The 12,454-nt window shown below is 40.5% G+C and carries 12 protein-coding genes and 1 tRNA gene; 8 read left to right on the top strand and 5 right to left on the bottom strand.

The genetic code is table 11. The annotated features are described in order from the left end of the window. The first annotated feature begins 56 nt into the window (after positions 1-56). The 4 genes from NLF99_RS09725 (at position 57) to rpmA (ending at position 1,935) form a co-directional block, all read left to right on the top strand. Positions 57-560, top strand: a complete 504-nt coding sequence (locus NLF99_RS09725; protein WP_185214200.1) for an RNA polymerase sigma factor — start codon at positions 57-59, stop codon at positions 558-560. Continuing rightward, a complete protein-coding gene (locus NLF99_RS09720) occupies positions 550-1,197 on the top strand; it encodes a hypothetical protein (RefSeq protein ID WP_185214201.1) in 648 nt (215 codons plus the stop codon). The genes NLF99_RS09725 and NLF99_RS09720 overlap by 11 nt, the downstream gene beginning before the upstream one ends. A 116-nt stretch (positions 1,198-1,313) precedes the next feature. Then, positions 1,314-1,625 carry a 50S ribosomal protein L21 gene (rplU, locus tag NLF99_RS09715; protein WP_099367640.1) on the top strand — a complete coding sequence of 104 codons (312 nt, stop codon included), beginning with the start codon at positions 1,314-1,316 and terminating at the stop codon, positions 1,623-1,625. 43 nt (positions 1,626-1,668) lie between these two features. Continuing rightward, positions 1,669-1,935: a 50S ribosomal protein L27 gene (gene rpmA / locus NLF99_RS09710; RefSeq protein WP_094256038.1), complete on the top strand. Its 267-nt coding sequence runs from the start codon at positions 1,669-1,671 to the stop codon at positions 1,933-1,935. Between the two features lie 259 nt (positions 1,936-2,194). Here the strand turns inward: rpmA and NLF99_RS09705 are convergent. The 4 genes from NLF99_RS09705 to NLF99_RS09690 form a co-directional block, all read right to left on the bottom strand. Further along, positions 2,195-2,268, bottom strand: a tRNA-Ala gene (locus NLF99_RS09705). Between the two features lie 36 nt (positions 2,269-2,304). Further along, positions 2,305-4,206, bottom strand: a complete 1,902-nt coding sequence (locus NLF99_RS09700) for a DUF3857 domain-containing protein (protein WP_254527987.1) — start codon at positions 4,204-4,206, stop codon at positions 2,305-2,307. Next, positions 4,203-6,173, bottom strand: coding sequence for a DUF3857 and transglutaminase domain-containing protein (locus NLF99_RS09695; protein ID WP_254527985.1), 1,971 nt, complete (start codon positions 6,171-6,173; stop codon positions 4,203-4,205). The genes NLF99_RS09700 and NLF99_RS09695 overlap by 4 nt, the downstream gene beginning before the upstream one ends. A 98-nt stretch (positions 6,174-6,271) precedes the next feature. Beyond that, positions 6,272-8,044 (bottom strand): ABC transporter ATP-binding protein, encoded by a 1,773-nt coding sequence (locus NLF99_RS09690; protein WP_254527984.1) that lies wholly within the window; start codon positions 8,042-8,044, stop codon positions 6,272-6,274. 147 nt (positions 8,045-8,191) lie between these two features. Here NLF99_RS09690 and NLF99_RS09685 point away from each other — a divergent pair, with 147 nt between their 5' ends. The 4 genes from NLF99_RS09685 to yajC are packed head-to-tail and all read left to right on the top strand — an operon-like array spanning position 8,192 to position 11,055. Further along, a complete protein-coding gene (locus tag NLF99_RS09685; RefSeq protein ID WP_185214205.1) occupies positions 8,192-9,262 on the top strand; it encodes a Glu/Leu/Phe/Val dehydrogenase in 1,071 nt (356 codons plus the stop codon). 48 nt (positions 9,263-9,310) lie between these two features. Beyond that, positions 9,311-10,261: a transcription antitermination factor NusB gene (gene nusB, locus NLF99_RS09680; protein ID WP_185214206.1), complete on the top strand. Its 951-nt coding sequence runs from the start codon at positions 9,311-9,313 to the stop codon at positions 10,259-10,261. An 11-nt stretch (positions 10,262-10,272) separates the two neighbouring features. Next, positions 10,273-10,716 carry a DUF1573 domain-containing protein gene (locus NLF99_RS09675; protein ID WP_254527983.1) on the top strand — a complete coding sequence of 148 codons (444 nt, stop codon included), beginning with the start codon at positions 10,273-10,275 and terminating at the stop codon, positions 10,714-10,716. A gap of 27 nt (positions 10,717-10,743) precedes the next feature. After that, complete coding sequence (yajC, locus tag NLF99_RS09670) at positions 10,744-11,055, top strand: preprotein translocase subunit YajC (protein WP_185214208.1); 312 nt, start codon at positions 10,744-10,746, stop codon at positions 11,053-11,055. A 365-nt stretch (positions 11,056-11,420) separates the two neighbouring features. Here the strand turns inward: yajC and NLF99_RS09665 are convergent, their stop codons facing one another. Then, on the bottom strand, positions 11,421-12,446 hold the full coding sequence (locus NLF99_RS09665) for a PKD domain-containing protein (RefSeq protein ID WP_185214209.1): 1,026 nt from the start codon (positions 12,444-12,446) through the stop codon (positions 11,421-11,423). Positions 12,447-12,454: the final 8 nt, after the last annotated feature.

Raw genomic sequence — 12,454 nt, 5'->3', positions numbered from 1 at the left:
TCTGTAACGTATTGCCATAATCTATACTAACTTATGGAATTGGTAAACTATTGGCTTTGAAAATTAAAGAAAAGGAATTTTTATTAGTTATTGAACAGCACAAAGGCATCCTATATAAACTCTCTAAGATTTATATGGACGATGAATTTGATAGGGAGGACCTCTATCAGGAAATGCTGTATCAGCTATGGAAATCCTATGAAAACTTTAAAGGACAGAGCAAATTTTCTACATGGATGTACCGTGTGGCCTTAAATACGGCATTGGTCTTTGTGAAGAAGGACAAAAAGTCCCCAAAGACGGAAAGTCTGATCGAGGATCTTGATGTTGTGGATCATTCTGATCATTCAGTGAAAGAAGAGCGCTTAACTTATTTCTATAGAGCGGTCAAAGAGCTCAATGAAGTGGAAAAGGCCTTGATCTTTCTTTTCTTGGAAGGGTTTTCCCATCGCGAAATTGGGGGTCAGTTGGGGATCTCAGAGGGAAATGCACGGGTGAAGCTGAATAGGACCAAAGATAAATTACAGGAAATCATTAAAAAACAAGGATATGAATTTTGACGATTTAAAGAAGGCATGGGAAGAGGAAGGAGAAGGGAAAGATTTGAAAGAAGTTCAACTGTCCGTCGAACATGCGAATAATGCCATTGATAAGGTGCGCGCAAATATGAGGCTGGATTTTTACGGGCTGCTCGTGTTAGGGGTATTGGCAATTGTCGGGCTCAGTTATGTAGGTCTGAAGGTTGATATTCAACCGGTCGTCTTTTTTACAATAGTCAGCTTTGCATTCCTGTTCTTCAGTCTGATGTTTTTCTTCTGTTTCAAATTTTTCAAGTTTTATAAACATTCCTATAACCTGAGCTATGATAGCCGGGATAACCTGATGTGGTTTTACTATGAACTGCGGTATTTCATTGAATTCTATCATACCTTTTTCTTTGTGGGATTTGTCATGAGTTTGGCTTTCGGTCTATCAATAGGGTTGATGACCGCGACCTTGGAAATGGATCAGGGCAGTAAAGATGCAATCGGTAGAGCGCTTACATTTGGGTTCACAGGCAAGCTGATTTATTTTGGGAGTATGGGCACCATAATTGTTGGAGGAACTTTTCTGTTCCGTTGGGTGATCCAAAAGATGTATGGACGTTATTTGAAGCAAATAAAGCAGACCTTGGATCTACTGAAACCAGAGGAATAGGTTGCTTGAGGTATGTTAACAAAACAGTATTAAAATAGATGAAATAGTTTTGTTGAAATGAAAAATATATTCTATCTTTGCGACTCATTAAATATTAACAATTTTAATAAATAACAATGTACGCAATAGTAAATATAGCAGGACAGCAATTTAAGGTTGCAAAAGACCAGTACCTTTTTGTACACCGTTTACAAGGAGACGAGGGCGCTAGTATTGAATTTGACAATGTATTGTTAGCAGAAGACGGTGGTAAGTTTACTGTAGGTACGCCAAGTATCTCAGGTGCTAAAGTTTCAGCTACTATTTTGTCACATTTGAAGGGTGAAAAAGTTATCGTTTTCAAGAAAAAACGTCGTAAAGGCTACAAAAAGAAAAACGGTCACCGTCAACACTTCACTAAAATCCAGATCACTGGTATCAGTTTATAATCGAATTTTTAATCTGACGCAAGTCATAAATTAGAATAAAGAAATGGCACACAAAAAAGGTGCGGGTAGTTCCAAGAACGGCCGTGAGTCACACAGTAAGAGATTAGGTATCAAAATTTTCGGTGGTCAACAAGCTATCGCTGGTAACATCATCGTACGTCAACGTGGTACTCAGCACAATCCTGATGCTAACGTTGGTATCGGTAAAGATCATACCTTATACGCTTTAATCGACGGTACAGTAGTTTTCCGTAAAAAAGCAAACAACAAATCTTACGTTTCAGTTCTTCCAGTAGAAGAAAACAACTAAGGTTAGTTTAAAAAAACAAGAAAAGGTCTGTTTGGAATTCCAAATAGACCTTTTCTTGTTTTAGACATCAGACATCAGACTGGGCATGGCCACTAAGAAAGTTCTATTGTTTTTTCTTTGTCTATTTTTTTATTAGATATAGCTTAATGAAGTAGTGTTCTAAGATCGCGAATGGAAAGGTCTGATGTCTTGTGTCTATTGTCTTATGTCTAACGCAAGAGGCAGGATCATGCTTGATCCTGCCTCTTGCGTTATATTGTGGAGAATACCGGATTCGAACCGGTGGCCTCTTGCCTGCCAGGCAAGCGCTCTAGCCAGCTGAGCTAATCCCCCTTAGCGCAGCAAATATACTGGAATTTCCGATATTTCCTATTTCAATGCTAAATTATATTTTGTGCCGTCCGTGATGGATACATCCAACATGAACTTGCTGAAATCCGCATAGCTCGATACAGGGTATTCACCTTCACGGAGTTGCAGCTTTCTATAGCATATCATCTTGCCGTCCTTGATATCCACACGAAACTCATAAGTACCCATGGGGACTTCTAACTTTTTGTTGATCGGGATAATATTGTTTGAAAGATTCTCCGGTAATTCGATTTCTGTCTCGTCGATATCGGTATAGCCCCTTGAGATCCGAACGACGTTCATCCTGTTTCGAATGTCAGGGATCGAAGCGCTACGGTTCAGGAAGTTCGGAAATACCGTGACGTTGTCATTGTTCTTGATAGCAAAGTTCTCAGCTTCAATATTTAGGTCCTCAGTAAGCGAAAGCTTGCCATTGTTGTTAATACTATACTTAATGTCCTTGAATTGGATACGGTTGATGTCATATTGCCTAGCTAGCGATTTGATCTGCTCATCCTTGATCTTCTTTACGTTAGGGAAGTGATTTTCAAACTGGAAGCCTGAAAATTCAGTTTTGATCATTCCGCTTATCTTTCCATCGGTATTCAGCTTAAAGATACTTTTTCTATGTTGTAGGCTCTCATCATAGGGATAGCTGTCAGTCCTTAAGATCTTACCACCATTTTCGGTCATGGCCAATACCAGCCTGTCATCGGTAAAATCGCCTAGGTAGCCAAATGGAAGATCTTGGTTCGTGCATTCCAGCCAGGTGGTATCATTTTGAAACGGTAGACAAAGGATTACATGGTTTCCATCGATGAGGTTTGCAAATTCAGGTTCGATATTCATCTTTCGATTGCCCGCTTCCACGATGCAATAGTAGGAGGGGATATTGACTACATCCAATAATGATTGCATATAGTTTACCAAAGCCTTACAATCGCCATAGCCTAAGCGGTCTACATCAGATGCCGGAAAAGGTTCCTGTCCACCGATACCAACCTGAACGGAAATATACCTTGTCTTTTTCTGTAGATATTCGTAGAGAGCCTTGGCTTTTTCCTGATCGGTCTTTAGGTCCTTGCAGATCTCCTTAACCTTTGCTGCGGTTGCTGCAGGCAAGTCTCTTTTGTCCTTTAGCAAGGCGCTGTTCAGCCAGTCTCCATAAGATTTCCAGTCATTGGCTTTTCCGGCATGTTTGTAGTATTCAAAAGATTCAGGAACTACAAAAACGCGCATGCCAGTCTCATGTCTATTTGGGCTATAGGGTTCGGAACGAACCGCATTGATATTCTCGATGTCCCAATAGTAAGATTTCTGTTTCCCTTTAATGGTTTCTTTGCCCTCTTTTTTGAGGTTCTTTTTCAAGATCCTCAAGGTGTAGTTGGGATCCGCCAAGATCTCATAACTGCTCTTTTGAACGGAGATGTCAACAGCAAAGTCAGGGCGCCAAGAATTGATGGCCAGTGTTTGGTTATGACGAACCTCATACTCTGTTGCTACTGTATAGGGAAAAGAAGGCAGTGAAGGGGATAAGTGCTTTATTCTGGTGTTAGTGAACATAGTTCCCTCATCAGAAGCGCTATAGTCCTTAAAATCCTTCATGGAATATTTCTTTACAGTCTTGCCATCCGAATCTAGGACCTCTACCTTGATGTTCTTGATCTGTTTGGACTTGTCATAAGACATCGTGATACTGTTGTAGTCTTCTCCAGCGCTGTTATGGATGGTAATCACGCGTCGTCCTGTTTCGATCATCTCGCTAGGGCTCTTGATATCGTAAGTGGTATGTTCCTCACGGACTGTTGCCGACGCACGGCTCAGCAATTCCTTCGGTATGTTGGAAACCTCGTATTGGCCAAATGAATCATATTGGCTCAACAGGAGGAAAGTAAGTATAAATCCTATTTTTCTGATCATATCTTCTTGAATTGAAAATCAGTCATTTGTTGTTGGATGATCCTAGAGAAGAATTCTTTCAGGTGAAAATATTCCTCGGGAGTGAAAATGGCCTTGTTCAACATGGTTGTTTGCTGCAACATCAAAATGTTGTTGTCATACAAGGACCTGAAGGTGTATTTAGCTGTGCTTTCCGGTAAGGACATGGCAGAATCCTTAGGTTTGTTTGAAATGGTATAACCAGTTGGAATGCTGATATTGATATTGTAAGTCTCGCTTCTTGGCGCGCCAAAATCCACGTGGTAATTTCTTTCCTCCAGTTTGAACGGGTTTTTGCTCATTCTCTCGTAGATTATCGGATTCAAGAGGATCGCATCAGGTCTAAAGTTTTCCCTTAGGTCCATTTCAAATTCCAACTGTTCAACAAGAGGTTTTTCCATGTCATCAATATTTTCCACTTTGGAGCTCAATAGCCTTAGGGAGGTAACTTTTTCCATCTGTTTTTCCTCATATTCTTCAAAGCTATTATAACTGTCTATCTCATTTCTCTTATAAAGAGCGTCCAATCCTGAGTACTGAATACGGATAGTTCCTGTAATCTTGCCCGTACTGTCCAATTTTCCAAGAATATTATACTGTTTCCTCGAGGATATTTCATTCTTTAACGGAACCCAATCCGAATTGCTTCTCGAAAATATAACCCTACCGCGGTCATTGATGGAGCTCATGGGCAGTTCACCGAACGGAAGGAACTTTTCAGAGGCATCCAAAAGGTAATCCTTTCCATCAATCTTAGCCATGCAGATAACTGCGTTGAAATCCGTCATCGCAGGGAACAGAAAGTTTGGGATACCATTGTTACGGGTAGAGATTATGACAGGGTAAGCCTCAATATCAGCAGCATTCAATCCCGCTACCAAGCCGAGGTTAATATCAGCAATATTGCCTTTTTTAGTTTCTAAGGCTTTTTTTATTCCTTGTTCAGCAAATTTTCCCAAGACATTATTGAACGTAATGTTTTTCTGGATATAATAGTAAATGGCCTTAGCCTTGTCCAATTTGTTTTCTTTGCTTGCCAATATCCCAGGCATTATATCCTTAAAAGCCCCTTTATTTTTAATCTGTCCACCAAATTCTTTTTCCAACATCAGGTCTTGGTCGATATCGGACCAGTTTTTTGCATAATTGGTATGCGGTCCAGTTGGGTCGAGGTAAGTCCTGAGCTCATAGTTGATCGACGAAATATAGTTGATAGGAGCCAACATATAATCTTCTTCCTTGAAAGCTGGAACATCCTTCATGATATATGTCATTTTCGAACAATCCTGTCTATCACCACCCAAAAGGAAATGCTTGTTCAAAACCGTAGATTTCTGGTCCGATAACGGCAAATAGCCTTTCAAGTTAGTGTTATAGACAAATGTTGCGGGAATAACTGCAACATATTCACTATGCAGCTTTGGCAGATCCGATTGGAAGTACCAAGTCCTGAAGGTTCTTACACCTGGAGATGATAGTCTGTAAGAATATTCAATAATGGAGTTGTCTTTAATATTGGGAAGGGTGAATTTTAATTCATGTCTATATTGGGAGGCTTTATCGGTGAAGATGGCTTCTTTCTTCAGGTCATCTGTTACGAGTTTGCCGTTTTCAAAATTATGGGTTCTACCTTTGAGGTCCCGCACATATTCCATATCAGACCCATACTTATAGAGTGGGATATTGATATTGGCTGAACTAGCACCCTCTTTGTCCAAGATCTTGATCCGAACATGCACGTTGTGGACCACCATCAAGGCTCGGTCGCTTTCGCTGTACTCCAGTTCAGTTCTCCCATGTTCAAATAATACAATTGCATGTGCCGAAGTATCGTTCTGCTTGTGGTCAGTAGAGAATAATGCCAAGTCCAATTTTGGTAAAGGATTGTCTTGAGCTTTCCCCAATAGGCATACACATACCATGCAGAGGCCTAACAACATAGATTTCATAATGATTTGGTAATAATTATAGTCAAATGTAAATATTTTACATCTGATTTAACAGGAGGGGAAACGAATTATTTGAAAATATTTTCTGAGGATAATTTTTAAGCCTCCAACAATTGTTTTTCGTAGAGGGAGGCGTATTCACCATCCATATTCAGGAGCTGTTCGTGGGTACCTTCTTCGATGATTTTACCGTCTTCCAGGACGATGATATGGTCCGCGTTTTTAATGGTGGAGATACGGTGGGCGATGATGATGGAGGTTCTGCCATCCATGATTTTGCCGAGATTATGAAGGATTTCTTCTTCGGTCTTGGTGTCCACGGCCGATAGACAGTCGTCAAACATCAAGATCCTAGGGTCTTTTACCAGTGCCCTTGCAATGGAAACCCTTTGCTTCTGTCCTCCAGAAAGGGTGATTCCACGTTCACCTATATGGGTTTCAAAGCCTTCGTCAAAACCGACGATATTGTCATACACCACGGCATCTTTAGCTGCCTGCTCCACTTTTGGAGTATCAACTTGGTCCAGACCAAATGCAATGTTACGGGCAATGGTATCCGAGAAAAGGAAAACCTGTTGCGGTACAAAGCCGATTTGCTCTCGCACCGATTTTAGTTCATATTCCTTGATGTTATGCCTGTCATAAAGGATTTCACCCTGGTCTGCATCAAACATGCGCATCAATAGGTTGGCCAAGGTGGATTTACCTGAACCTGTTCTTCCAATGATGGCCATGGTTTTACCAGCAGGGATATGGAAACTGACATTGTCTATGGCCTTGATGCCTGTCTCCGGATAGGTGAAAGAGACGTTCTTCAACTCAATATCACCGTGCAGTTCATGCGTCAGTTGGCCGGTAGCAATATCAGATTTGGTGTCCAGGAATTCATTGATCCGCTTCTGGGATGCTGCAGCACGTTGAATAAGCGAAGTCACCCAAGCCAAGGACATCGCCGGGAAGGTCAATTGATTGACATAGATAATAAACTCCGCGATATTTCCCGCAGTGATGTTACCAGCGTTCACTTCAAGGCCACCGATATATACCGTAATGATGGTACTGAAGCCGATCAAGAAAATAATCAAAGGGAAAAAGACAGCCTGGACCTTAACCAAGTTCAGATTGATGTCCTTATAGCGGTCACTTTCCACCTTGAATTTGTCCATCTTGTCCTGTTCGCGGGTGTAGGTCTTGATAACGCGGATACCAGAAAAAGTCTCTTGCACAAATGAAGAAAGTTGCGACAATTGACGCTGGATCCGTTCACTCCGTCTATTGATCACCTTGTTTACAAACAGGATTATCACCGAAATGATCGGGATAGGCAGTAGGGCATAAGTAGCCAATGTCGCATTGACATTGTACATGGCATAGATGATCATGATGGACAATACAACCGTATTGATCGCGTACATGATTGCTGGACCTAGGTAGTTACGGACCTGATTGACATCTTCCGTCGCTCGGTTCATCAGGTCACCCGTATTATTCCTACGGTAGAAGGCGAAATCTAGCTGCTGATAATGCTGGTAGATTTCATTTTTAATATCATATTCAATATGTCTTGAGGTCAGGATCAGGGTCTGGCGCATCATGAAGAGGAATATCCCGCGCAACAGGGCCAAGACCAGGACGACGATACCAAAAAACAGAAGGGATTTACTGAATACCTCATAGATGATGGATTGCCTATCAAAACCATCGTACAACCGGTACAGGTCGATGTTCTCTTTGACCAAGTCAAAAGCTTCACGGATGACCTGTGCAGGCAGAATTCCGAAGTAATTGGATATAATTACGAATATCACACCTGGGATTACGCGCCAACGATATTTATAGAAAAATTTATTGAGGTATGATAGTTCCTTCATTTGAACAAAAATAATGGATAATTTTCAATAAACTATGCAGTAAAGTTGTGATAATGTCAATAGTTTGCCTTAAATCGAATATTTTAAGGCTTTTGGCTAAAGAACTAAATAATTTGCTAATTTTGTACCTGTTAATTTTGTTTGTTTATGCAAAAAGATTCTACCTCGCTATTTGATTTGATGCGTGTTTCAGACCATCAAAATATTTTCATTTGTAATGATAAGGAAGTTGGTTTGAAAGCTATTGTAGCTATTCATGACACCACTTTAGGACCTGCTATCGGTGGCGTTCGTATGTTGCCTTATGCAACCGAAGCTGAAGCTATCGAAGATGCCTTGCGTTTATCTAAAGCGATCACCTACAAAGCTTCCCTTGCCGGTCTTAACCTAGGTGGAGGTAGTGCCATTATCATTGGCAACAACAGAACCGAAAAATCAGAAGTCTTGATGCGTCGTTTTGGAAGGTTTATCAACGGATTGAATGGAAACTTTATCGCTTCCATCGATGTTGGTACCACCCAAAAAGACTTAGAATACATTCACGCAGAAACTAATTATGTTGCTGGCTTGCCAACTTCATTGAATGGTTCTGGTGATACAACCGTATTTGCCGCCAAAGGTGTTTATTACGGAATCAAAGCTGCTATCAAAGAGCTTTATGGCGATGATAACCTTGCCGGAAGAAAGATCGCAGTTCAAGGGGTAGGTAGTGTAGGAGAGCATCTGGTTTCTCTATTACGTGCTGAGAATGCTAGGGTATATGTTTCCGACATGACCGAAGAGCGTAAGATGAAGATCGCAGCCAAATACAAAGCTGAACCTATTACGTACTCTACAAGTTTTGAATTGGATGCTGATGTTTATGCTCCATGTGCTTTAGGAGGAACCGTTAATCCGGATACAGTTCCACGTATGCGCTGTAAAATCATTGCTGGTTCTGCAAACAACCAATTGTTGGAAGAGGAAAAAACCGTTGAATTACTGAAGGAAAACAACATCCTATACACACCAGATTTCTTAATCAATGCAGGTGCATTGATCAGCTGTTTCTCGGAATTAGAAGGTTATGGTGCTGATCGCACTGATCACCTGATCCGTTACATTTACACAGCAACAAGACACGTTATCCAAAAATCAAAAGAAGAAAATATCTCAACTCATCAGGCCGCTAAAGAATTAGCTGAAAAGCGTATTCAGGACATGAGAAAATTAAAATAATATAGTATAATATCGTTCTTTATTAAATATTCGTTCTTTCAATAAATTATGCTAAATAGAAGACACCTTAGGGTAAAGGTCATGCAGACATTGTATGCCTACAGCTTGTCGGAAGACAAGAACATCGTCAATTTTGAGAAAAGTCTGCTCAAAAGTGTGGAGGAAGTCGATGAAATGTACATCTGGACGCTGAATCTCCTAGATGAAGTGGCTGAGTATGTCCTAGTCGATGTGGAAGGAATCGCAAATAAGTGGATCCCAAGCGATAAAGATAAGACCTTTACTTCTACAAAATTAAATAGCAATACCTTCATTGATTCCTTGCGCCAAAACCGTGAGTACCTTGAAAAGGTAAAGCGCTATAAAGTTGATTGGAATTACGATCCAGAAATTGTTCGTTCTATCTTTTCCCAACTCAAGGACTCAGAGGCCTATCTGGAATACCTAAATCTTGAAGACCGTTCCATCTCAGCTGAAAAAGATATCATTAAGTACATCTTCAAAAAGATTATCCTTAAGTCTCCAGATATCGAGCAAGCCTTAGATGAACGTTTCATCAATTGGCAAGTGGACAAAGAGGTTCTTCAAGCTATGATTGCCAAGACCTTCAAGAATTTTAGTTCCGAAGTTCCTGCAAAAAACAAATTGGCTGATCTGACACCAAGTTGGTTAGAGGACAAAGACTTTATCATCGATCTATTGAAGTTGACCATCAAATATACAGATGAATACCAAGATATGGTGGCTGCGAAAACCAAGAACTGGGAGTCAGACCGTATCGCTTTGGTAGATAATCTATTGATGCGTATGGCGATCACTGAATTGATCAATTTCCCGACAATTCCTGTAAAAGTTACCATCAACGAATACATCGAACTTTCTAAATCATTCAGTACCTTGAAAAGTAGTACCTTTATCAATGGTATCTTAGATAAAATCCTTGCTGATTTGAACGCGCAAAGACGAATCAAAAAAGAAGGTAGGGGATTGATCGCTTAAATCATATTAACATGAAAAAACTTATTTTATCATTTGTTGCAGCAACAGTTCTGTTTGCTTCTTGTAACCAAGAAGGCAAGAAAGCAGATGCTGATGCGCAAAATACTACCGAAACAGTAGCAACTAAAGGAAACGATGGAATCGGAAAGATGCAATTCGAGGAAACCGTTTATGATTTCGGAAAGATTAAAGAAGGCGAAGTGGTTAAGCATGTTTTCAAATTCGAAAACACCGGAACTAGCCCAGTAATCCTTTCCCAAGTTTCTGCGAGCTGTGGCTGTACCACACCTACCTTTACCACGACTCCGGTATTGCCAGGGAAAGTTGGTGAAATCGCTGTGGAATTCAATAGCAGTGGTCAGGTAGGACAACAACAAAAAATTATCACCATTGCTTCCAACGCTGAGGCAAACATCAGCACCGTTCAACTGAAAGGTGAAGTAGAAGCAATCTAATAAGTAACTATAAACTATAATATACAAATGATTTCAACAATTTTATTACAAGTAGGAGGAAGTGGCTTTACACAGTTAATTCCTATGGTATTAATCATTGTGGTTTTCTATTTCTTTATGATTAGACCACAAATGAAAAAGCAAAAAGAACACAAAAAATATATCGAAGAAATTGGTGTAAACTCTAGAGTAGTGACTACTGCTGGAATCCATGGCCGTATCGTTGAAGTAAGTGACAAAACTTTCTTGGTAGACGTAGGTAATGGCGTGAAAATCCGCTTTGACAAAACTGCTATCTCGCTAGAGGCTTCTAAGGCTTTGAATACTGAAGCTAAATAGTAATTAGTAGAAAGTATTTAGTATTTAGACTTTACTACATAGTTTAATCGGTTAATTTAGGTCTTGATTTATTTCAATCGGTGTCTAAATACTAATTACTAAATACTTTAAAAAAATCTCGCTGCATTTCAAAAGATGCAGCGAGATTTTTTTTGGTTTCATTCAAGACATTTTCAGGAATGCTTCGGGATTTCTTTTAGATTTTTCTAGCGCATTTTGCGAGTTTTAGCAATGTGTCTCCAATGAGGTCAAACTGAAAAAATAATTCCTAAAAAGGAATGATTAAAAAAAACCTGATTGCTTTTTCTGTAAACAGAATCAGCAACCAGGTTTTCACTAACGTATTAAATTCTAATGTGGAATTTCTAGTGAGGGAATTCGAGGATACGGACTTCCGAAATCTGGAAGTTGCTTCCTCCATTCAATTCAGTCATGGAGAATTTGTAATAGTTATAGGCCGTGGTATTGGTGAATCTAAAGGTTCTAGACTGCCTTCTTTCCGTGAAGTATTCTGGACCTCTTTCATCAACCACTACCCAAGTCTTACCATCAATGGAGCCTTCCACTTTCCAACGTCTTGGGTCACGGTCTGGCGAGTCATTACCTGAGGTCATGCTATAGCCATTCACGACTTGCGGCGAGTCAAATAGGAACTGCCAGCTCATATTTGGTCCCACACCACCCACAAATATTTTGGTAGTGATATCACCGTCGATCATTTTCTTGGATCCTTCTCCACCATCCGGGCCACCATTGTTCTCATGGGATACCGAGAACATGTTCTCAAAGGTAGTCACATCTTTGATCAGTCCCAATTCGGACACAAAAAGATTCATGAGTGCAACCGATCCTTTAGCCGTCGTCAGCTTAAGCTGGATTTCCTTGAAGGTTCCCGGGTCAAAGGTCAGGTCAATAGTTTTGTCGGTACTCAGGATCGCTCCAGAGGATTTATATCCATCACGCCATTCCGTTTTGCTCACCGCCATACTGGTAGTGAAGGAAAGGTTCAGTTTGCCTGCTCCAAGGGTCTTGGTATTTACCTTGATCAGGTTGGCTGCAGAGATCCGGATCGTCTCCTCGCGTTGTGCCCAATATCCTTCTCCATTTAGGGCTACCATTTTCACGACATATGTCCCCGTATTCAAAAAGGTATGTGATGGTGCAGCCACAGAGGATGTACTGTCATCCCCGAAGGACCAACGTGTTTCCATGAAATTGGTACCCTTGTTGTCGAATTTATAGGTAAAGGGGTCATTGGCATTTGCCAAAGCATAGGTAAAAGCAGCAGTTGGCTTCGGCTCTTTCTCTATGATTTCAGGAACCCCCTGTTCATCCTTTGTACATGCGCTGCTGATCGAAGCCAAGATCAAGCAGAAAAATGCATATTTCATTATTTTCA

Origin of the sequence: Sphingobacterium sp. LZ11T8 (genome assembly GCF_024261425.1) — a bacterium.
Lineage (GTDB): Bacteria > Bacteroidota > Bacteroidia > Sphingobacteriales > Sphingobacteriaceae > Sphingobacterium.
The sequence above is the reverse complement of the archived record's forward strand: the minus strand, read 5'-3'. Positions and strand labels throughout refer to the sequence as shown.

Coding starts and splice junctions, on each gene's coding strand:
- NLF99_RS09675 (WP_254527983.1), top strand. CDS start 10,273: ATGAAAAAACTTATTTTATCATTTGTTGCAGCAACAGTTCTGTTTGCT.
- rpmA (WP_094256038.1), top strand. CDS start 1,669: ATGGCACACAAAAAAGGTGCGGGTAGTTCCAAGAACGGCCGTGAGTCA.
- NLF99_RS09700 (WP_254527987.1), bottom strand. CDS start 4,206: ATGATCAGAAAAATAGGATTTATACTTACTTTCCTCCTGTTGAGCCAA.
- nusB (WP_185214206.1), top strand. CDS start 9,311: ATGCTAAATAGAAGACACCTTAGGGTAAAGGTCATGCAGACATTGTAT.
- rplU (WP_099367640.1), top strand. CDS start 1,314: ATGTACGCAATAGTAAATATAGCAGGACAGCAATTTAAGGTTGCAAAA.
- NLF99_RS09665 (WP_185214209.1), bottom strand. CDS start 12,446: ATGAAATATGCATTTTTCTGCTTGATCTTGGCTTCGATCAGCAGCGCA.
- NLF99_RS09685 (WP_185214205.1), top strand. CDS start 8,192: ATGCAAAAAGATTCTACCTCGCTATTTGATTTGATGCGTGTTTCAGAC.
- NLF99_RS09695 (WP_254527985.1), bottom strand. CDS start 6,173: ATGAAATCTATGTTGTTAGGCCTCTGCATGGTATGTGTATGCCTATTG.
- yajC (WP_185214208.1), top strand. CDS start 10,744: ATGATTTCAACAATTTTATTACAAGTAGGAGGAAGTGGCTTTACACAG.
- NLF99_RS09690 (WP_254527984.1), bottom strand. CDS start 8,044: ATGAAGGAACTATCATACCTCAATAAATTTTTCTATAAATATCGTTGG.
- NLF99_RS09720 (WP_185214201.1), top strand. CDS start 550: ATGAATTTTGACGATTTAAAGAAGGCATGGGAAGAGGAAGGAGAAGGG.